The sequence below is a fragment of the Streptomyces paradoxus genome (genome assembly GCF_014202475.1).
Taxonomy (GTDB): Bacteria; Actinomycetota; Actinomycetes; order Streptomycetales; family Streptomycetaceae; genus Streptomyces; species Streptomyces paradoxus.
This window is the reverse complement of sequence record NZ_JACHGV010000004.1, coordinates 245,201-265,589: the sequence shown is the minus strand read 5'-3', so window position 1 is coordinate 265,589 and position 20,389 is coordinate 245,201. Positions and strand designations below refer to the sequence as shown.

The window sequence follows — 20,389 nt, the reverse complement described above, 5'->3', positions numbered from 1 at the left end:
GCACACCGGGCGTTCCCGCGCCCCGCGGCCGGACCACCCCGGCGTGACGATCGCGGCGCACCGCCGCCGGCGTCACACCTCGACGGTCGCCAGGTACAGCTTCACGTAGCGCTCCACGTCCACGTCCAGCCCCACGTCGACCAGGGGCTGTTCGCGTGTGCCCTCGTGGAGTTCCGCCTCACCGGGCCGGGGGCGGCGGTCGACGATCGTCATGCCGCGCGTGGGTCCCGGCGCGAGGGAGACGTCCACCGGGAGGCGGTGCGTCGTCAGGCCCTCCGGGTCCACGACCGCGCACACCGCGCCCGCGTCGCCCAGACCGCCGGACGTCTCGGAGGGATCGCCGGGACGGCTGTCCGGATGGGCCGGACGGTGGGCGAGCAACTGCCCGGCCAGCCGTGCCCCCGGCTCGCCGCTCCCGCGCAGCCTGCGCACGTCGGCCGCGGGGACCACGACCCGCGTGAACACGTCCAGCCCGTACATCGTGATCGGCACCCCGGCCGTGAGCAGGATCGCGGCCGCCTCCGGGTCGTGCCAGACGTTGAACTCCGCGACGGGAGTGGCGTTCCCGACGGCCGCCGCGCCGCCCATGAAGACGATCCGCTCGAGGTTGCGGACCACCTCCGGATGCGTGCGCAGCAGCAGCGCGATGTTGGTGAGGGGGGCCATGGGGACGAGGGTGACCGGGCGCGGGGAGGCGAGGATCTCACTCCGCAGCAGCGTCACCGCGTCGACGTCGGCGGGCCTGCGGGACGGTTCCGGCAGGCCCAGGTCGCCCATGCCGTCGTGCCCGTGCACGTGCTGCGCCGAGCGGGGTGCCTCGATGAGCGGCCGCTCGGCGCCCCGGGCGACGGGGATGCCGGGGGCGCCCGCCTGCTCCAGCACGGTCAGGGTGTTGCGGACGACGCCGTCCACGTCCGTGTTCCCGGCCACGCAGGTGATCGCCCGCACGTCGAGCGCCGGGTGTCGTACGGCGAACAGCAGGGCGAGGGCGTCGTCGACGCCCGTGTCGCAGTCGATGATCACCGGGATGCGCCGGCCGTCCGTCACGGCGGGACTCCTTCCAGTGGCTTTGCGGGAAGCTTCCTGGCAGCGACCCTACGGCCTGCCCGGCGGCCCGCGCCCCGCACGTGGCCCCGGCCGCCTGCCGCCGGCCGGCTTCCTCGGCCCGTGGCCGCATCCTCGCGCAGCGGCCTCCCGCGACACCGGCGGCCCGGCGCGCGGAGGTCGTCAGAGCGTTCCGGCGGGCGTGGGAGGACCAGGAGGCGGTGCCCGGCATCCGCCGCGCTCAACCCCGACGAGCTCCGGCCCTGGACGGCGCACCGGCCTGCGCCGCGCGGCGACCCGAACGGACGCGGCGATGATTCCGGCCCCGGCGGACGGTCGTTACGGGGAGGAGACGACGAAGGAGTCCGCCATGCCCGCACAGCGACCGACGACCGAACTCGACGCCCGTTACAGCTCCGCGCTCAACCCCCGCCCGGGCGCCGCGGCGGTGACGGCCACCGACTGGGACGAAGCCCGACGGCGGCTGGAGACCGCCGAGATCTTCTGGGTGTCCACGGTGCGGCCCGGCGGCCGGCTGCACGTCACGCCCTGCATCGCCGCCTGGCACGGCGGGGCGCTGTACTTCTCCACCGGCCGCGGGGAGCAGAAGGCGAAGAACCTCGCGCACGACGCGCACTGCGCCCTGACCACCGGGGCGAACTCCCTCACCGACGGGTTCGACCTCGTGGTCGAGGGCACGGCCGAGCCGGTCGCCGACCGTGCCCTGCTGGAGGAGGTGATCACGGCGTTCGAGACGAAGTACGGACCGCACATCACCTCCCCCGAGGGCACCTTCCACGGCATCGGGGACGAGTTCCGCAGCGGCGACGCGGTGGTGTTCGCGGTGGCCCCGGACACGGCGTACGGCTTCGGCCGGGACAACGGGGTCTACAGCCACACGCGCTGGACGTTCTGAGACCGCCCTCGGCCCGGTCGCACCCGTTCTACGACGGGTCCCACAGACCGGGTCCGCGGGCCGCCACCCGGTCGCCGATCCGGCGCAGCAGTTCGGCGCCGGGCAGGGCGTCCGGCCGGCGGCCGTCGCGCAGACGCGGTGCGACCAGCCCCGCGGCGGCCTCCCGCCCGCCGATCACCGCCTGGTACGGCACCAGCCGGGCCGCGCGGATCCGGGCGGCGAGGGTGCCCTGTCCGGGGCCCGCGACCTCGGCGCGCAGACCGAGCTCCCGGGCGTGCCCGGCCAGCGCGTCGGCGGCCTCGGTCTGCTCCTCGCCGACGGGCAGGACCGCCAGCTGCACCGGTGCCAGCCACGGCGGGAACGCGCCGCCGTGCTCCTCGACGAGGTGGGCGACCGCGCGCTCCACGCTGCCGATGATGCTGCGGTGCACCATCACCGGGCGGTGCTTCGCCCCGTCGGGGCCGATGTAGTGCAGGTCGAAGCGCTCGGGCTGGTGGAAGTCGATCTGCACGGTGGACAGGGTGGCCTCCCGGCCCGCCGGGTCGGTGATCTGTACATCGATCTTGGGGCCGTAGAAGGCCGCCTCGCCCCCGGCCGCCTCGTAGGGGACGCCGGAGCCGTCCAGGACCTCCCGCAGCAGGGCGGTGGCGCGCCGCCACAGCTCCGGGTCGGCCACGTACTTGCCGCCCTCGCCGGGCAGCGACAGCCGGTACCGGGACGCGCGGATGCCCAGGTCCGCGTAGGCGCGGCCGATCAGCTCCAGCGCGGCACGGGCCTCCTGGACGGCCTGCTCCAGGGTGCAGAAGACGTGCGCGTCGTTGAGGGTGATGGACCGCACCCGGGTCAGGCCGCCGAGGACACCGGACAGCTCCGAGCGGTACATGCCGCCCAACTCGGCCATACGCAGCGGTAGTTCGCGGTAGCTGCGGGAGCGGGAGCGGTAGATCAGGGCGTGGTGGGGGCAGAGGCTGGGGCGCAGCAGGACCTGTTCGGCGCCCACGTCCATCGGGGGGAACATGTCGTCGCCGTAGTGGTCCCAGTGCCCGGAGATCTCGTACAGCTCGCGTTTGCCGAGGACCGGCGAGTACACGTGCCGGTAGCCGGCCCGCCGTTCCGCGTCGCGGATGTACTCCTCCAGGGTGTGCCGCACGATCGCGCCGTCGGGCAGCCAGTACGGCAGCCCGGCGCCCATCAGCGGATCGGTGTCGAACAGGTCCAGTTCACGGCCGAGTCGGCGGTGGTCGTGCACGGTGACTCCTCGCGGTGGGGAGGCGAGCACCACGCGAGGAAGCCCCGGGGCACTCGCCCCGGGGCTTCGGACATCAGCTGTCAGCGCGCCGGGACACTCTCCGGCGTCGTCGTGGCGGACGGGTACGACTGGGCGCGCTGCATGGGCGGGACCGTAACAAGGGCATTGGGGGCGGGGCCACGGGTTTTCGGACGGCGGCCGGGGTCCCGGTCCGCTCACCCGGACGGCACGTATCGCTGGTGGGCGGGCGGGCGCGGTGGTGCCGTAAGAGCATCCACCCGTTCTCGGAGAGACCGCTCCGTCCGGAGGCGCCTCCACGAGCCCCTCGCAGGAGGCACCCCGATGACCCATCCTCCGGCCGCCCGCGCCCTCCTCGCCTCCGCGCTGTCCGCGACCGCCCTGCTGGCCACGGCCGGCTGTTCCGTCGTCGACGAGCCGCGCCCCCGGTGGTTCTCCGCCTCCGCGTCCGCCTCCGGCGCGTCGCCCGCCGTCGAGCAGCCCGCCGGTTCCGGCGCCGCCCTCACCGAGGCGCAGGCCCAGGCGGCGCTGGTCACCGAGGCCGACCTGGGCGAGCCGTGGGGGCCGACCCGGGGCGCGCGGACCTGGCGGGACGGGCTGCTCAAGGGCACCACGGAGGACGGGGACTGCCAGCGGCTGCTGGACGCCCTCTACCTGGAGGAGCCCTTCGGCACACCGAAGGGCCCGGAGGCGACGTCCGCGCTCGACGACGGCGACACCGACGCCCAGCTGCGCTACCGGGTCGCCGCGTATCCCCCGGCGGACGTGGACCGCACGCTGGACTGGATGAAGTCGCTGCCGGACCGGTGCGGCCAGTTCACGGTCACGACGACCCGCGGCGTCGTCCAGGGCGTGGAGGTCCGGGACCTGCCGCTGCCGCCGGTGGGGGACGCCCGGCAGGCCCTGCGGGTCACGCTGGCCGGCGAGACGGAGGAGGGGGAGCTGACGTACCTCACCATGGACCTCGCCGCCGTCCGCGTGGGCGAGGAGGCGATCACCCTCACCAACGCCGGCCTCGACGAGGTGTACGCGGAGGTCACCCAGCAGGCCGTGCAGCTCGGGGCGCAGCGCCTGGCCGAGATCAGGAAGCAGGGCAGGGCGCAGATCTGACGTCCCGGGCCTCGGGAGTCACGACCGGTCGAAGCGCGTGCGGTGGGCGATGACGTCCCGTGCCACGTCCAGGGCCGTGCGCCCGTGCGCGAAGGCGTCGGCCCGCAGCCGCGCGAGCGCGTCGTCCGCGCCCACGCCGAGCTGCGCCATGATCATGCCGACGGCCCGGTAGACCTCGTCGTGGTCGGTGGCCAGGCCGCTCAGCCAGTCCTCCCCGTCCGGGGTCTCGGGCTCGTCCCCGTGCGGCAGTGCCATCAGGGCCACGGTCATCACCCCGGCCACGATCCGGGCCACGTGCAGCTGGCGGTCGGTGAGCCCGCCCGGGCGGTCGCGGTACAGGTCGAGCGTGCCGACGCACACCGTTCCGCTGCCCAGCGGCACCGCGTACACCGCCCGCACTCCGGCCTCCGTCGCCTGCTGGGCGAAGACCGGCCAGCGTCCCGCGTCCCGGCCCGAGGTCAGGTCGCAGGCGAGGACCGGCGCGCCGTCCTCCAGCGCGCTCTGGCAGGGGCCGTCACCCAGGGTCGCCTGGATCTGCGCCAGGTGCGCGGCCTGTGCGCTGCTCGCGCTCAGCTGCACGGGCATGCCCTCGCTGCGCAGGGACACGCTCGCGCCGGTCACCGGCAGCAGTTCCACCGCCACCTCGCACAGCCGTCCCGGGACCTCGCCGGGCTCGGCGCCCCGCATGCCTCGGGCGATCACGTCGGCGGCCCGGGCTCCGTCCGGGTCCGGGTCTCCGCCTCCGGTGCGGCCGGGACCCGGGTCGCCGTCGTGGGCGCCTCCGGGATCGTCCCTGGGCCGCACGATCACCGCCTCCTTCGCACCGCGGCTTGCACCGTCGCCTTGTCCGGGGCACCCGCCGGGGCCCTCCCGGAGGTGCCCCGACTACCCGTCGCGGAAGGGGCGAAACCCCTCGGTGGGGCGGTCGCCGTGGCGTGTGGCCTCAGCGTTTCTCGTACGGGTTGTCCGGCTGCGGCACCCGCCGGACGGAGGCGGCGTCGACGACCGGCGGCCAGGCGGCGTCCGAGCCGAGCCCGCCCTCGGGGTGCCACCTGCCGGTGACCGTCACCCACGTGTCGGCCGGCGGGGCCTGAGCACCGCGTACCTCGGCCCTGGCGGCCGTGGCGTCGGCGGCGCAGCAGGAGACGAGGAGGCGGGTGACGTACCAGGTGCCATCGCCGCGGGTGACGAAGCCGGTGAGCCGGACCGTACGGCCGTCCAGGGAGCGGCCGCTGTCGTAGACCGCCCGGGAACCGAACTCCCCGAGGGTGAGGTCGACGGGGTTCCCGGGCGGCAGGGCCGGGAAGGTGCCGACGCCCCGGGCGGCACTCCGGGCCGCCTCGCGCTCCGCGCTGTAGGAGCCGAGGGCGGGCGGCGGGAAGAGGAGGAGGGCGAGCGCGGGGACCGTGAGGAACCAGGCGACCCGGGGCCCGCCGGGGCCGTGACCGTGCCCCGCGTGGCCGCCGCCGTCCCCGTGGTCGTGGTCGTGGTCCGCCCTGTTCGTCACCACCGCCACCGCCGCGCCCAGCAGCACCAGCGCCGCCCCGGACACCACCAGGTACGGCCGCAGCCCCGCCTGGACGTAGCGGAGATACAGCTCGCCGAAGAGCGACACCCGCAGGATCGCCGCGCCCAGCAGCGCGAGCAGCACGGCCGGTCCGTAGCGCCTCACAGCAGCCACCACCCCACCAGGACGCTGCTCGTCACGGCGACCATCCACGTCGCCGCCGAGAACCGCACCGCGAAGGCCCTGCCGAACGTGCCCGTCTGCAGCGCGATCAGCTTCAGGTCGACCATCGGCCCGACCACCATGAACGCCAGTCGCGCGGTCGGGGAGAAGCCGCTCAGCGACGCCGCCACGAACGCGTCGGCCTCGCTGCACACGCACAGCACGACCGCCAGCAGCGCGAGCAGCAGCACCGACAGCCAGGCGGACCCGGTGAACACCTCCAGCAGCGACCGCGGTACGACGATGTCGAAGGTCGCCGCGGCCGCCGCCCCGAGGACGAGGAAGCCGCCCGCGTGCAGGAAGTCGTGCTGCAGCCCGGAGACGAAGGCGCGCGGGCCACCGCCCGGCGCCTGCCCACCGCGCCGCTTCGGCGGCCGCAGCCACTCCTCCCGCCCGAACCGGGCCCACAGCCAGCCCATCACCACGGCCGTGCCGAGCGAGGCGAGAAGCCGGCCGAGGACCATCTCCGGCTGCCCCGGGAAGGCGATGGAGGTCGCCACCAGGACGACGGGGTTGATCGCGGGCGCCGACAGCAGGAAGGCGAGCGCGGCGGCCGGTGCGACACCCCGCCGCATCAGGCTCCCGGCCACCGGCACGGACGCGCACTCGCAGCCGGGCAGCACGACCCCGGCCGCCCCCGCGACGGGCACGGCGAGCACCGTACGGCGGGGCAGCAGCCGCTGGAACACCCGCTCGGGCACGAACGCGCCGATCGCCGCCGACACGAAAGTGCCCAGCAGCAGGAACGGCACGCCCTGGACGGTGATCGCGGTGAACACCGTCCACCAGGCCGCGACCGGCGGGGTGTAGAGGCCGAGCGCCACCAGGGGCCCGAGCACCGACCCCACCGTGAGGACGGCGAGCAGCGCGGCACCGCCGAGGACGGCGTACACCAGGGCCCGCAGGCCCAGCCGTATGCCGTCGGCCACCGTTCGTTGGTTCTCCACGCGCCCGCCCCGGTCGTTCACATCCCCGGAGGGAGGCTAACCCGCACGGCAGTGCGAAGGCGCCCGGTTGCTCACAGAGGGGGCTGGGCGGGCGCGGGCCCGAGGGTGGTGGTGCCCGGGGCCGTGCGGTGCCCGAGGCCCGTCCGGTAGGCGTCCAGGGCCGCCTCCACCCGGCCGGTCCGCCGCAGCAGGTCACCGAGCAGGCGGCACAGGTCGGCCAGGTCGCCGGCGGCACCGGCCCGCTCCAGCAGGCTCAGGGCGCGGACGTAGTGTTCCTCGGCCTCCTCCGTGCGACGGGCGTCCTCGGCGATGATGCCGAGCAGCCGGTGCGCGGCGGCGGCGTGGACGGCGCCGCGCTCGGGGGACAGGTGCCCGAGGACGTCGTGCAGCAGGGCCGCCGCCTCGTCGGACCGGCCGCGCCGGTGCAGCACGTCGGCCAGCTCGACGGCTACCTGGCTGCTGTAGAGGGCGGCGCGCTTGGCCGACAGCATGCCGAGCGCCTCCCGCAGTTCGGCCTCCGCCCGCTCCAGCTGTCCGTCCTGGGCGTAGACGTAGCCGCGCATCCAGTGGCAGTTGGCGAGTTCGGTGCGGATCTGCAGGCCCCGGTACAGTTCGGCGGCCTTGGCCAGGGAGGCGTCGGCCTCGGCGAGACGGCCCTCGGCGACCAGGGTGCGGGCGACGGACCGGTGCATGCGGGCGACCAGGGCGGGGTCACCGGACTGCGGGGCGAGGGCCAGGGCGAACTCGGCGGCCTGGGCGGCCCGGGCGTGCGCGCCCATGTCCATGTACGGGCCGATGGCGCTGGCGTAGAGCAGCAGCAGGGCGTCCGGGTCGTGCAGGCCGCCGCGGTTCAGTTCGTCGAGGGCGGTCTCCAGCAGGTAGACCGCGTAGCGGAGTTCACCGGCGAGGTAGTGCGCCACGGCCCGGCCGCGCAGGGCCGGGACACGGGCGGGCAGCGGCGCGCCGGCCAGACACTCCTCGGCCCGCTCGAAGTACTGCCGGCCCGCCACGAGTTCGCCCGTCTCCAGGGCGCACTCGCCGAGGCCCAGCAGGGCGGCGGACCGCTCCGCGGTGAGCCCGTGCGTCTCGGCCTCGGCGAGCAGCCCGGCGTACTGCCCGGCCGCCGCCTCCGTCTCGCCGACGGCGAGGATCCGCTGGGCCTCGGTCAGCCGCAGCCGCAGCTCGGTCACCCGTCGCGCGGAATGCCCGCTGGCCAGCTCGTCGAAGGCGACGCCGAGCCGGTCCGCGAGATGCCGCAGCGCGTCGTCGGAGGGCCGCACCCGGCCCGACTCCAGGGTGGAGATATAGGCCGGTGTGTACACGGGTTCCGCCAACTGCCTTTGCGTCAGCCCGCGTTCCACACGCAACCGCTGCACCCGGCGACCGATGGTCCCCGGATCGTCACGCTCCCCCACGCCAACTCCCCCTGTGCCCCTTGCCGTTCGACCTGAACTGCCCCTAGGTTAAACGGAGTGTTAAGCCGAATTGTTGAACACGTTTAACACACTGCCGCCGTAGTCACCGCCCCAGTTGCGAGGTCGCCGTGCTGATGCGCACACGCACCGCCGAGCGGTACGCCCGAGGCTTCACCGCCGCCCTGGTCGCGGTGGCGACCCTGCTGCTCGCGGCGAACGCGGGCCCGGCAAGAGCCGAAACCCCGGAACCGGCCCCGCGGGCGGTGGCCGACTCCCGCTGAGCGCGACGTTCGCGCTGCGGGAAATCCGGCCGAGTCAGTCGGGCAGAACCTCGCTCAGCGCCTCGTCGAGGTTCTTCGCCACCTCCGCGTCCCGCGGCGGCCGGGGGCCGTACAGGGCGCCCAGTTGGGTGATGAGGGTCTGGGTGACGGCGCCGTACAGGGGTGTGCGGGGGCGTTGCACGGCCTCGCTCAGGGCCGGGAGCAGGATGTCGCGGGAGTAGCTGACGCCGCCGGCGAGCTGGTCGGGGGCCTTGACCTCGGCGCTCTCGCCGGTGGGGGACGCCGAGGCGCCTGTGGAGTACGCGGAGGCGTGCCGACACTCCGGGGTGCCGCCGGGGTGCCGGTAGGCGGAGGTGCGGGTCGCGGCGAACCCGGCGCGCAGCAGGCAGCGTTCGCTGTCCGGGTCGGTCAGGAACGCGATCAGCTCGGCGGCCTTGGCGGCCCGCTGCTCGGACGTGTTCGAGGTGACGGCCAGGTTCTGCCCGCCGAGCACGGCCTTGCCGGGCAGCCGGGTCACACCGAGATTCCCCTTGAACCTCTCGTACAGGGCCGGGTAGACGTACGGCCAGTGCCGCAAGAACGTCGTGCGGCCCTCCGCGAAGGCGCTGAGCGACTCGGCCTCGCGGGAGCCGGAGGCCTCGTCCAGCATGTACGGCGGTGACTGCGTGCGCTCCCGCAGTTCGGTCACCCCGGCCGTCAACTGCTCCTCGTCGGCGGTGTACCGGCCGTCCTCGTCGGTGAGCGCGAAGTCCGGGACGGCCGAGGCGAACGCCTCGATCGCGTTGACCGTACGGCCCTCGTAGGCGGCGAGCTGCGTGGTCCACCCCTCCTCGTAGTTCCCGGGCTTCGTGGGGTCGTCGTTGACGGCGTCGATCAGTTCCCGCAGGTCGTCCCAGGTCACTCCGCGGCCCAGTCCGGTCCGGGAGGTGCCCGCGCCCCGCAGGTGGTCCTTGCGGTAGTACAGCAGGCCCACATCGCTGTTGAAGGGAACGGCGTACCGCTCGCCGTCCCAGAACGACGTCCGGTCGACGGCCTCGATGATGTCGTCGGGCGACTTCACCGCCGCGCCGGTCAGCGGGCGGATCAGGCCGGCGGCGGCGAACTCCGGGATCCAGGTCACGTCCAGGTTCACCACGTCGTACTCGGCGCCGCCCGACTGGAGCGCGCCGAGCAACTGGCTGCGCTGCTGGTCGGCGGAGCCGGGGAGCTCCACCAGGCGGGCGCGGTAGCCGTGTTCGCCCTCCTGGGCGTTCCAGGCGTCGATGAGCTGCTGGCGGATGCCGTTCTTGCCGGTCACGTCCTGGCCGCTGGCCACCACGATCCGGGGCGGGTCGGCGGCGCCCTGCGGCTGCTCCGGCGCGTCCTTGCCGGTGCAGGAGGTGAGCGCGAGCAGGGACAGCAGGGACAGTGCGGCGGCCGTCAGGCGGCGGGCCATCATTCCTCCCCCGTTCCGGTGCGGGCGACCTCGTCGTGCAGGGCGGGCACGAGATCGTCACCCGTGTCGAGGCAGCGGCCCCGGCCGGCCTCGGCGATGCGCGTGGCGGGGCGGCCCTGGTCGCAGCCCGCGCTGCTCAGGGACACCATGGTCACCGGGACGCCCGCGCCGCCGGCCCGGTCGAGGACCTCCTTGAGGGCCTTCCTCGTCAGGCGGCCGTCGTCCTCGCCGTCGGTCAGGTACACGATCAGCTGCGGCCGGTCGTCGCCGCTGCTGCGCTCCCGCATGAACGCCAGGGCGTCCAGCAGGGCGCCGGGCGGATCGGCCTCCGCGTCCCGCACCTCGGCGGCGTCCAGGGCGTCTTCGGCCTCGCGGCGCCCGTGCGTGCCGAATTCCAGCAGCTCGGTGTGCGTACGGTCGCCGGTGCCGTGCACCGCCCACACCCCGTACTCGTCCCCCCCGCCGAGTCCGGGCAGGGTCTGCTTGAGGATGCCCGGGCCTCCGCTGGGGCCGTCCCACCGGCCGGCCATGGAGCCGGAGCTGTCGAGGAGGTACAGCACCCGGCCGGGCCCGTGAGCGTTGCCGTAGTCCTCCAGTGTCTGGTCCATCGTCGTGGGGTCGGCGGCCCTGGCCGGTTGGACGGACTCGGTGACGCCCTTGGGGGGCGATGCCGCGTCGAGCAGGCCCCGTTCACCCTTCGCGGACCTGAAGCCGTGCTCGCCGAGCACCGCCCGGCCGTCCTCCCCGGTCAGCCAGGTGTGGAAGCGGTCCACCGCGTCGTCCCGCGCGGCGGCATCCCGGTCACCGTCCTCCCAGCGCACGCGCACGAACGCCGGTTCCAGGCCGGGTACGTCGTCGGGGTAGGCGGCCACGCGCGCGGCGCGGGTGACCGGGTGGCAGCCGGTGCCGCTCTTCAGCAGGAACTCGGGGACCAGCGCCGCGCCGTGGTCGTCCACGGCGTCGCCGCCGCCGGGCAACGCGCACAGCAGCCGCACGGCCGAGGGTTCGGGCCGCTCGGTCCGGGCGAGGCGCAGCTCGGCACGGCGCGCGTCGGCGTCACCGCCGTACAGGCCCGTCGTCGCCAGCAGCGCAGCGTCGGTGAACTCCGGGTCGGGACGGTGCACTTCCGTTGCGCCATCGGCCCGTTCGAGGTCGTCGAGCAGCCGGGACAGCGACCGCCCGGTGGGTTCGAGGCCGGCGTCCAGTGCCTTCGGTACGGCCAGTACGACCGGCGAGTACGCGATCGGCTCGGCCTCCGGTTCCAGCCGGGCGAAGACGCGGTCCTCCTTGGCCGCGGCCGAGGAGACGCGGTCGACGTCGGCGCCGGTGGCGGGGATCCACACGTCCGGCTGCGGGCCGATGTCCCGCTGCGGGTTGTCGTCCTCCCGGGGCTGCTGCCAGGCGTCGGTCCGCTCACCCAGGGCGTTCACCACCGCCGCGGAACCCGCGCTGTTGACGGTGATGCCGCTGCGCCGGCAACCCTCGCCGGTGGTGTTGGCGTCGGACGTGACGTAGGAGTCCGCGGCCGCCCGCACCACCGGCTCCAGGTCGGGGTCGGCGAGGACGCGCAGTTCCAGAGCCGGTGCGCAGGGTCCGGATTCGCCGGTCAGGGCCAGGATGCCGTAGCCGCCGGCGCCGGTGGCGAGCACGGCGAGCAGAGCCGCCAGCGCGGTACGGCCGGACCGGGCGAAGGCCTTGCCGGCGCGGGCTACCAGGGGCCGGAGCCACGGGAACCAGCCGATGTGCGCGGGCCCGGACGGGTCCACCACGACCCCCGGACCTGCCGCGAGCAGGACATCCGCATCCTGCTTCCAGGGAGGAGCGAGCGCCTGCGGCCGCTGCGAGTCGTCGTCCTCCGCCCGGTAGTTCGCCGCCGCCATCCGCTCCTTCACCGCGGTGTACAGCCCGGAGAGCCACACCTCGCCGCCCTCGTCGAGGACGTGCGTGAGTTCACGCGTGAACGGTGTCGCCATGTCGGCGTCCCCGCCCAGGATGCAGCGGTTGGGCTGCACGCTCATCAGCAGCAGGATCTTGTGCTTCTTGCGCTTCGGATCGTCGAAGCGGTGCCAGATTCCCGCCGCGTTGCCGGCGTAGCAGCAGTCGAGGATCACCACCACCTGCTCGGCGTTGCTCTCGGCGAGCTCGCCGAGCACCTCGGTGAAGGTCACCGAGCCGGGCAGTCCGTTGCCCGTGAGCACCCGCGCGGTGCGCATCTGGAGGTGCAGTTCGCTGCCGGAGGTGGAGGTCACGGCGTGCCCGGCGAAGTAGAACAGCAGCAGCCCTCTGGCCTCCTGGCAGACGCGGCGCAACTCGCGCGTGAAGTCGTCCGGGGCCGGTGAGGCCAGGGCCCGCACCTCGCCCGCGCCGAACACCCCGCCCCGGCGCAGCGCGTCCTCCAGTCCCGTCCGGTTGTGCCGTACGGCCGGGAGCTGACCGCTCACGCCCTGGGAGTCGTCCGGTGCCGTGTGGTCGTACTCGGACACACCGGCCAGCAGCGCCCGGTTCACCTTGCCGCGCGGGTCGAAGCGGCTCACCGGCCTACTCCCCGTCGGGGTCCAGCGGGCGGATCTGCGGCTCCGGATCGCCGCCCTGCAGCCTGCTCCGGTTGTTCGTCCAGGTCTTCACCGCGCGGGCGGTGTACTCGGTCAGTGCCGCGACCGTGACGACGTCGCCGAGGATCGTCAGCACGAGTTCCAGGTCGGGCCCGAGCCGGCCCGGGGTCCCGTCCGTGCCGGACCGCTCGTCGATGCGCAGGTGACGCCCGGAGAGCAGCGCCTCCAACGGCTCCTCGCGCTCCAGCCACGTCTTCAGAGCTCTGACATCATCCACGGTCGCGCCGGCGCCCAGCCGGACGCGCACGCCTAAGACAGCCACTCGGTCCCCCTCTGTCATACCGGACATCATGACACCGGGTCATGCCTCGGCGGCAGACCTGTGACGTGACCTGCGAAAGCGATTGCACGCCCCCTTCACGCCACGCGCACACGGCGCACGCGTCTCAGGCCTGGGTCTGCAACTGCCGTAGCTGGCGCTGCACATGGTCCAGCGCGCCTTCGCGCCGCCCGGGCACCCGTCCGCGCAACGCGGCGAGGGCGGCGCCCAGTTCGCGGGCGGGGGCGGTGTCGCGGACCTGGCCCCACTGGTGGTGCGCCCGGTCCACGGCGGACTCGACGGCGGGGGCGTCCGGGGCCTGCCCGGCGTTCAGGCGGGCGGTGGCGATCATCAGCCAGGTGCGGCAGCTGCGGGCGGCGTCCCCGGCGAACATCGCCAGGTCGGCCCGCACCTCGGCCCAGTGCAGGGCCTCTTCGGACGCGGGGCCGTGCGCGGCGACGGCGAGCTGCTCGTGCCGGGCGGCGAGCGCGTCGGCCTCGGTGTGCCGGCCGGACTGGACGGCGGCGGTGATGGCGGCGTGCGGATCGCCGACCGCCGGGCCAGGCGTGCTCAGCACCAGGTCCGTGCCCGCGCTCTCCGGCGCGATCCGGGCCAGCGCCTGCTGGTGCAACTGCTCGGCCGGCGGCCGGAACCCGCTGCGCAGGATCGTCGCGACGGCCTTCATGTACGACGGCTGCGCGACCGTGCGCCGGGACGGCGGTGGCGCGATGCGACCGTGAACGACGTTGCCGCGGCCCGCGTCCAGCGGGGTGGCGCGCAGCAGCTCCCAGGTCTCGGCGTCGGCGTGCAGGTCGAGCAGGAGGGTCGTGGCGCCGGCGGGTCTGAGCCGCAGCTCCTCGCGGAACCAGTGCCAGGGGAAGGCGGTGTAGCGGGCGGTGGAGGCGGTGGTGCGGGCCAGCGCGAGGTGGGGCAGGCGCTGTCGGCGGTCCAGCTGGAGCTGGCCGGTGACGTACACGGTGAGGGGGCCGGGGGCCGCGGCGGCGGCGCGCAGCCGGGTGAGGACGGCCTGCGGCTCCAGCGGGTCGGCGAGTTCGACGACGTTCGCGGTGTCGGTGCCGGACAGCACCGCGGGCGCCACGGCGGCGAGGACGGGGAGCACGGAGGCGGCGTCCACCAGGCGCCCCTTGCCCACCGGCGAGGCCGCCAGCAACAGCACGGTTCCGGGCATCGCGCCACCCCCTGTGTCGATCACGTACGTCAGCACCGTAGCCGCTGCGGCTGCAAAGGTGGGTCTCAGGACCGCAAACGTCCGCCTTCGGGGGCTTCACTCCCGGGTCTCCGTCGGACGGCGAACACGGTCGTGTCGTCGGCGAGGTGCCCTCCGCCGTGCCGCAGCGTGCCGTCCCGTACGAACGCCGCCAGGCGGGCCGGTTCGGCGGTGCCCGGGTCCTCGGCGACGGCCCGGGACACCTCGTCGGCGAGCCGGTAGAAGGCCCCGGTGCCGTCCCGGGCCTCGGTCACGCCGTCCGTCACCAGCAGCAGCGTCTCGTCGCCGGAGACCCGCCACCGCCGGGTCTCCGGCGGCCCGGGCGCGAGGTCCCGGCAGCCGAGCGGCAGTCCGGCCCCGGCCGACAGGGTGCGCACCCCGCCCGGCCCGACGGCGAGCGGCGGCTCGTGCCCGAACAGCAGGACGTCCACCGCCCCCTGCTCGTCGTCGGGGAAGGCGAGCAGGACTGCGGTGGCGAACCGGTCGCCGTCGGAGCGGCCCAGGGCGACGGTGTGCCCGCGGTGCCGGATCATCCGCGTCTCCAGCCGCTCGGCGACTGTCGCCAGGTCCGCCTCGTGGTACGCGGCCTCACGGAACGTGCCGAGCAGCGCGGCCGCCGCCTCCACCGCGCCCAGGCCCTTGCCCTGCACGTCACCGACAAGCACGCGGGTGCCGTGCGGGCCGGGCTGGATGTCGTAGAAGTCGCCGCCGACGCGGGCGTGGGCGTCGGCGGTGAGGTAGACCCCGGCGTGGTCGAGGCCGCCCCAGCCCGGTGGCAGCGGGCGCAGCACGGTACGGCGGATGGTGTCGGTGACGTCGCCCATGTGCAGCGCCCGGTGCTCGTCGCGCACCCGGATCGCGCAGGCCAGGACGGCGAGGATGCCGCCCAGGGCGACGAGGACGAAGTCGCCGCGGCCGGCCCGGTACTCGTGCGGCCAGGCGCTGTCGGCGACGACGTACGTCACCAGGGAGACGACCGCGAACAGGGCCGTGCCCCACACCCCGCAGAGCGCGGCCGCGATGCCCGGCACCAGCACGATCCAGGAGATCATGCGGAACTCGCCGATGGTGTGGTAGTCGGCCACCGCGATGGCGACGAGCAGCAGCAGCGGCGGCACCCAGGCCACGCTGTGGCCCCGCACCCGCAGCAGTTCCTGCCGCCGCACGACGTCCCGGCCCCCGGCCCGGGCGTGCCGGACGAGCGGGCCGTGCCCCCTGCGGTGGCGGCTCACGGCCCCAGCGAAACACGGGGTCGCAGCGGCCGCATCCCGTTCCGTGCGCTCCGCCGACTTGCCACCGGGTGCCCGCCGGTGTGCCCTGGATCCAGGGGCAGGGACAGAGAGGAGAGCTGTCATGGCTCATGCGGCACCCGCCTCACGCAGGATGATCACGCAACGCCGCAGGCCCGATGTGTTCGGCCCGCGGGTCCACGCCGCCGTGAAGGTCGGCCTGCCCGTGGTGCTCGGGCTCATCTACGGCTTCTGGGCGGCGGCCAACCAGCGCCACGGCGGGCCCATCACCGGCTGGAACGTGCTGTTCGGCTTCGTCACGGCGCTGGTGTTCGCCGTGCTGTTCGCCGCCGTGTGCGCGCTGGCACCGCGGCTGCCCCGCGAACTGCACGCGCTGTGCTGGTTCGTCTTCTCGGGCTGCGCGGTCGGCTTCCTCTACAGCCAGACCGGCGCCTCCGTGTTCAGCTCCAGCGGCCTCGGACTGCTGGTGGGGGCGGCCGTCCTGGCGATGGTGTTCTACCGCTACTACACGCACGAGGACGCCGCGGGCCGGCGGATCGGCTGACGGGAACCGGGACACCCGTTCGGGTGAGTCCGCCGAGGGTCCCGTGACGGCCGCTTCTCGCAGGTGGAGTGCGCTGCGGGGCGCCCGCTGTACGGCCGGACGCCGTTGTTGCGCTCGCGGGCCGGGCCGCGGGCGCCTTGCCTGGAAGGGTGACCGAGCGCGACCGGGCGCCCGTAGCCGAGAAGGCGCCCCCACGAGCGCGGAACGTCCTGTCGGCCGTTCTGCTCACCCTGGCGTGCCTGCTGGTGCCGTTCGGGGCGCTGGCGTCCTGGGCGGCCCACGGGCTCACCGACACCGGCCGCTGGGTCCGGACGATGGCACCGCTCGCCGCCGACCCGGACGTGCGGGGCGCGGTGGCGGAGGCCGTCGGGGACGGCGTCCTGCGGGAGGCCGCGCCCGCGGCCGGCTCCGGTCCGCTGCGCGGGGAGATCGGCCCCTTCGTGCACGACGCCGCGCGCTCCTTCACCCGCACCGAGGCGTACCGCACGGCCTGGGACGCGGCGAACCGGGCCGTGCACGGCGCGGTGCTGCGCGCCCTGCGCGACGACGGCGCGCAGGGCGCCCCGGTCACCGTCGACCCGGCCCCCGTCATCGCCCGGGTCAAACAGCAACTCTCCGACAACCACGTGCCGTTCGCCCACCGCATCCCGGTCACGCACACGCGGATCCCGGTGCTCCCGGCCGAGGACGTGGACCGGCTGCGCAAGGGGTACCACGTGCTGGACACCGCCGCCCTCTGGCTGCCGCTGGCCGCCGCCGTCCTCGCGGTCGCCGGGATCACCGTCGCCGCGTGCCGCCGCCGCGCGGTCACCGCCCTCGCCCTGGGCACGGCCCTGGGCGGCGTGCTGCTGGTCCTCGCCGTCGCGATCGGCCGCCGCCTCACTCTCGCCGACCTGCCCGACGACCTCCACCGGCCGGCCGCGGGCGCGGTCTACGACGCCCTGACGGCCACACTGCGCACGGTGTCCTGGCTGCTGTGCGTGCTGGGCCTGGCGGTGGCGGCCGGCGCCTGGCTCACGGGCCGGTACGGTCCCCGGATCGCCGCGCGGCGACGTGCGCGAGGGTCCGCAGTGCCCGTCGCAGATCCGGTTCCGGCGCCGACGCGAGCCCGAGCCTGACGGCGTCGGGCGTGTGCCCGGGGGCGACCGCGAAGGCCGGGCCGGGCGTGACGGCGATGCCGTGCGCTGCGGCGGCGGCCGTGAAGGTGTCCGCACGCCACGGGGCGGGCAGCTCCCACCAGGCGAAGTAGGAGGCCGGGTCGGACCGTACGGCGAAGCCCGCGAGTTCCTCGGCGAGGATCCGCTGCCGCCGTACCGCGTCCGCCCGCTTGGCCTCCACCAGCCGGGCCACCGTCCCTTCCCCGGTCCACCGCACGGCCGCCTCCAGCGCGAACCGCCCCGCGCTCCACCCGCCCGACCGCACGGCGTCGCCCACCGCGGCGACCCGGTGCGGCGGCACCACGAGGAACCCGGCGGTGAGCCCCGGGGCGACCCGTTTGGAGAGCCCGTCGACGACGTGGGTGAGGGCCGGGGCGTGCACGGCGAGCGGATCACCGGGCTCCCGGAGGAAGGACCAGATGCGGTCCTCCACCACCGGCAGGTTCAGGTCGTGGACCAGCTGGGCGAGTTGCAGCAGCCGCGGCCCGCTCGTCGTCAGGGACGTCGGGTTGTGCAGCGTCGGCTGCACGTACAGGGCGGACAGCGGCGCCGAACGGTGCGCTGCCGCCACGGCCTCCGGGAGCAGCCCGGCCGCGTCCCCGGCCAGCGGCACCAGGGTGATGCCGAGCCGCGCCGCGATCTCCTTGACCAGCGGATACGTCAGCTGCTCCACACCCACCCGGCCGCCCGGCCGGACCAGCGAGGCCAGGACGGCTGCGATGGCCTGCCGGGCGTTGCCGGTGAACAGCAGCCGTTCGGGGGCGGGGCGCCAGCCCGGGGTGGTGAGCAGCGTGGCCGCGGCCTCCCGGGCCGCCTCGGTGCCGGTGGCGGCGGCCGGTAACAGCGCCTCGGCCAGCACGTCGGGGCGCAGCAGCGGCGTAAGGACGGGGGCGAGCAGCTCCGGCTGGCCGGGCGCGACGGGGTAGTTGAGCTCCAGGTTCACGGGCGCGGCGGCCGGACCGGGCTCGGTGAGCGCCAGCCCCGCCGGGCCGTCCGGTGCGGCCCGTACGAAGGTGCCGCGCCCGACCTCCCCGACGACCAGCCCGCGCCGCACGAGTTCGCCGTAGACGCGCCCGGCCGTGGACGGGGCGATGCCCCGCCGCCGTGCGAACGCCCGCTGCGGCGGCAGCCGCTGGCCCGGCCGCAGCCGGCCGGTGGCGATGTCGTCGGCGATGCGGTCGGCGATGCGCCGGTAGTCACTCATCGGCCGGTCTCCCCCTTGGATTGCACCGAGAGCAAAGATCTTATTGCACCGAGTAGTTGGGCGGCCTAGGGTCGACGCCATGGCACCCTTCCTCGCATACGAGGACAAGGGGACCGATACGCATCGGGTACCCCTGGTCCTCGTCCACGGCCACCCCTTCGACCGCACGATGTGGGCCCCGCAGCTCGCGAGGTTCCCGGGTACCCGCCGCGTCATCGCCCCCGACCTGCGCGGCTACGGCGCCTCCCCCACCGCCCCGGCCGTCACGGACTTCTCGGAGTTCGCCCGGGACATCGAGGCCCTGCTGGACGAGCTGAACGTGGAGTCGTTCGTCCTGGCGGGCCTGTCGATGGGCGGGCAGATCGTCATGGACTGCTACCGCCTGTTCCCCGAACGCGTCCGCGGCCTGGTCCTCGCGGACACCTCCCCGTCCGCGGAGACCCCCGAGGGCGTGCGCACCCGCGACGCCATGGCCGACCGTCTCCTCGCCGAGGGCATGCGCGGTTACGCCGACGAGGTCCTGGAGCGGATGGTCGCCCCCTACGCGTCCGCCGAGGTCAAGGCGCACGTCCACGGCATGATGACCGCCACCGCCCCCGAGGGCGCCGCCGCGGCCCTGCGCGCCCGTGCCCGGCGCCCCGACTACGGCCCCCTGCTGCCGCACGTCTCCGTCCCGGCCCTGGTCGTCGTGGGAGCCGACGACACCTTCACACCCGTCTCCGGCGCCCTGGCCCTGCACGCGGCCCTCCCCGACGCGGAGCTGCACATCGTCGACGGCGCGGCCCACATGCCCAACCTGGAACGCCCGGAGGTGTTCGACGCCGCGCTGGAGGAGTTGCTGGCCCGGGTCGATGCACGGCAACCTTCCTCCGCCCCACCCCGTCTTTGAGGGAGGATTCGGGCATACCCCACCGCGAACGGAAGGCCGGGCCTTGGACACCGACACTGCCGAGTGGACCGCCGGGAACGACGGGCGGGAACACCGTCCGCCCGGGCGGCGGTTCGGCGCCTGGTGTGCGGGCCTGCTGTTCGCCGGCGTGAGTGTGGTCGTCGGCTTCCGGGTCGCCGACAGCGACGGCATCACCCCCGTCCCGCAGCTCCTCGCCTTCCTCCCCTGGCTGCTCGTCCCCACCGCCGTGGCGCTGCTGCTCACGCTGCTGTCCCGCTGGTGGCCCGGGACGGTCTGGGGCGTCGTCCTGCTCGGCCTGCTGGCCTGGTTCATCGAGCCGTACGGCAAGGTCGGCGACCCGGTGGGCCGCCCGGTCGCCGACCTGCGCGTGCTGACCTCCAACGTCGAGTTCGGCCAGGGCACCGCCTCTCTCGTCACCACCGTCCGCCGCGAGAAACCGGACGTGGTCTTCGTGGAGGAGTGCGACTACGAGTGCGACGCGCTGCTGAAGCGGGACCTCTCGCAGGACTACCCGCACCGCCGGGCCGTCGAGGGCGGCGGCTCCGAGGGCTCCGTCATCCTCAGCCGCTTCCCGCTGCGGCCCACCGGGGGCGTACCCGGCACGATGGGCATGCCCGGGGCGGTCGCCGACGTGGACGGGCACGCCGTACGGCTCCAGCTCGCCCACCCCATGCCCCCGCTGCCCGGGCAGGTGGACCTCTGGCACCGCGAGCTCGCCGCCCTGCGCGAGGCGGCCACCGCCGACCCGGGCACCCCTCTCGTCCTGGCCGGGGATTTCAACGCCTCCCAGGACCACGCGGCCTTCCGCCGCATCCTCGACACCGGCCTGCGCGACGCCTCCCGGCTGGACGGAGCCGACCGCACGGCCACCTGGCCGGCCCGGACGGCACCCACGCTCGGCGTGCAGATCGACCACGTCCTGGTCTCGGAGGACTTCGGCGCGAGCCGAACCCGCATCCTGGACCTGGCCGACACCGACCACCGCGCGGTCGTCACGGACCTCACGCTCCACGAAGGCCGCTGACCGGCCCCGGTCCGCACACCCGGATACGGCCGCCCCGCACAGCGGGACGGCCGTATC

The 20,389-nt window shown here is 74.9% G+C and carries 19 protein-coding genes; 7 read left to right on the top strand and 12 right to left on the bottom strand.

The window, feature by feature from the left end:
* Positions 1–72: 72 nt before the first annotated feature.
* Positions 73–1,047, bottom strand: a complete 975-nt coding sequence (locus HNR57_RS15665) for a nucleoside hydrolase (RefSeq protein WP_184560612.1) — start codon at positions 1,045–1,047, stop codon at positions 73–75.
* A 367-nt stretch (positions 1,048–1,414) separates the two neighbouring features.
* On the opposite strand from HNR57_RS15665, the gene HNR57_RS15660 reads away from it, so the two are divergent.
* Positions 1,415–1,960: a pyridoxamine 5'-phosphate oxidase family protein gene (locus HNR57_RS15660; protein WP_184560611.1), complete on the top strand. Its 546-nt coding sequence runs from the start codon at positions 1,415–1,417 to the stop codon at positions 1,958–1,960.
* A gap of 28 nt (positions 1,961–1,988) precedes the next feature.
* Here the strand turns inward: HNR57_RS15660 and thrS are convergent, their stop codons facing one another.
* A complete protein-coding gene (gene thrS / locus HNR57_RS15655) occupies positions 1,989–3,209 on the bottom strand; it encodes a threonine--tRNA ligase (protein ID WP_184560610.1) in 1,221 nt (406 codons plus the stop codon).
* A gap of 342 nt (positions 3,210–3,551) precedes the next feature.
* Here thrS and HNR57_RS15650 point away from each other — a divergent pair, with 342 nt between their 5' ends.
* Positions 3,552–4,337 (top strand): hypothetical protein, encoded by a 786-nt coding sequence (locus HNR57_RS15650; protein ID WP_184560609.1) that lies wholly within the window; start codon positions 3,552–3,554, stop codon positions 4,335–4,337.
* Positions 4,338–4,355: 18 nt separating this feature from the next.
* Here HNR57_RS15650 and HNR57_RS15645 read toward each other — a convergent pair whose 3' ends face one another.
* The 4 genes from HNR57_RS15645 to HNR57_RS15630 all read right to left on the bottom strand — a co-directional run bounded on the left by HNR57_RS15645 (position 4,356) and on the right by HNR57_RS15630 (position 8,428).
* A complete protein-coding gene (locus HNR57_RS15645; RefSeq protein ID WP_184560608.1) occupies positions 4,356–5,147 on the bottom strand; it encodes a GAF and ANTAR domain-containing protein in 792 nt (263 codons plus the stop codon).
* 133 nt (positions 5,148–5,280) lie between these two features.
* Complete coding sequence (locus tag HNR57_RS15640) at positions 5,281–6,009, bottom strand: TIGR03943 family putative permease subunit (RefSeq protein ID WP_184560934.1); 729 nt, start codon at positions 6,007–6,009, stop codon at positions 5,281–5,283.
* Positions 6,006–7,013: a permease gene (locus HNR57_RS15635; RefSeq protein ID WP_184560607.1), complete on the bottom strand. Its 1,008-nt coding sequence runs from the start codon at positions 7,011–7,013 to the stop codon at positions 6,006–6,008. Before HNR57_RS15635 ends, HNR57_RS15640 begins: the two co-directional genes overlap by 4 nt.
* Positions 7,014–7,084: 71 nt before the next feature.
* On the bottom strand, positions 7,085–8,428 hold the full coding sequence (locus HNR57_RS15630) for a helix-turn-helix domain-containing protein (RefSeq protein WP_184560606.1): 1,344 nt from the start codon (positions 8,426–8,428) through the stop codon (positions 7,085–7,087).
* A 134-nt stretch (positions 8,429–8,562) separates the two neighbouring features.
* Here HNR57_RS15630 and HNR57_RS15625 point away from each other — a divergent pair, with 134 nt between their 5' ends.
* Positions 8,563–8,709, top strand: a complete 147-nt coding sequence (locus tag HNR57_RS15625) for a hypothetical protein (protein ID WP_184560953.1) — start codon at positions 8,563–8,565, stop codon at positions 8,707–8,709.
* Positions 8,710–8,743: 34 nt separating this feature from the next.
* Here the strand turns inward: HNR57_RS15625 and HNR57_RS15620 are convergent, their stop codons facing one another.
* The 5 genes from HNR57_RS15620 to HNR57_RS15600 all read right to left on the bottom strand — a co-directional run bounded on the left by HNR57_RS15620 (position 8,744) and on the right by HNR57_RS15600 (position 15,475).
* Positions 8,744–10,144: an extracellular solute-binding protein gene (locus HNR57_RS15620; protein WP_184560605.1), complete on the bottom strand. Its 1,401-nt coding sequence runs from the start codon at positions 10,142–10,144 to the stop codon at positions 8,744–8,746.
* Positions 10,144–12,678, bottom strand: coding sequence for a substrate-binding domain-containing protein (locus HNR57_RS15615; RefSeq protein WP_184560604.1), 2,535 nt, complete (start codon positions 12,676–12,678; stop codon positions 10,144–10,146). The genes HNR57_RS15620 and HNR57_RS15615 overlap by 1 nt, the downstream gene beginning before the upstream one ends.
* A 4-nt stretch (positions 12,679–12,682) precedes the next feature.
* Positions 12,683–13,018, bottom strand: coding sequence for a hypothetical protein (locus HNR57_RS15610; RefSeq protein ID WP_313673791.1), 336 nt, complete (start codon positions 13,016–13,018; stop codon positions 12,683–12,685).
* 124 nt (positions 13,019–13,142) lie between these two features.
* Positions 13,143–14,204 carry a serine/threonine-protein kinase gene (locus tag HNR57_RS15605; protein ID WP_184560602.1) on the bottom strand — a complete coding sequence of 354 codons (1,062 nt, stop codon included), beginning with the start codon at positions 14,202–14,204 and terminating at the stop codon, positions 13,143–13,145.
* A 65-nt stretch (positions 14,205–14,269) separates the two neighbouring features.
* Positions 14,270–15,475, bottom strand: a complete 1,206-nt coding sequence (locus HNR57_RS15600; protein ID WP_313673789.1) for a PP2C family protein-serine/threonine phosphatase — start codon at positions 15,473–15,475, stop codon at positions 14,270–14,272.
* A gap of 121 nt (positions 15,476–15,596) precedes the next feature.
* Here HNR57_RS15600 and HNR57_RS15595 point away from each other — a divergent pair, with 121 nt between their 5' ends.
* Positions 15,597–16,037, top strand: coding sequence for a hypothetical protein (locus tag HNR57_RS15595; protein ID WP_184560600.1), 441 nt, complete (start codon positions 15,597–15,599; stop codon positions 16,035–16,037).
* 149 nt (positions 16,038–16,186) lie between these two features.
* Complete coding sequence (locus HNR57_RS15590) at positions 16,187–17,155, top strand: hypothetical protein (protein WP_313673787.1); 969 nt, start codon at positions 16,187–16,189, stop codon at positions 17,153–17,155.
* Here HNR57_RS15590 and HNR57_RS15585 read toward each other — a convergent pair.
* Positions 17,052–18,398 carry an aminotransferase-like domain-containing protein gene (locus tag HNR57_RS15585; protein ID WP_184560599.1) on the bottom strand — a complete coding sequence of 449 codons (1,347 nt, stop codon included), beginning with the start codon at positions 18,396–18,398 and terminating at the stop codon, positions 17,052–17,054. The genes HNR57_RS15590 and HNR57_RS15585 overlap by 104 nt on opposite strands.
* A 79-nt stretch (positions 18,399–18,477) precedes the next feature.
* On the opposite strand from HNR57_RS15585, the gene HNR57_RS15580 reads away from it, so the two are divergent.
* Both HNR57_RS15580 and HNR57_RS15575 read left to right on the top strand, forming a co-directional pair.
* A complete protein-coding gene (locus HNR57_RS15580) occupies positions 18,478–19,287 on the top strand; it encodes an alpha/beta fold hydrolase (RefSeq protein ID WP_184560598.1) in 810 nt (269 codons plus the stop codon).
* Between the two features lie 43 nt (positions 19,288–19,330).
* A complete protein-coding gene (locus tag HNR57_RS15575; protein WP_184560597.1) occupies positions 19,331–20,332 on the top strand; it encodes an endonuclease/exonuclease/phosphatase family protein in 1,002 nt (333 codons plus the stop codon).
* The last annotated feature ends 57 nt before the right edge of the window (positions 20,333–20,389 follow it).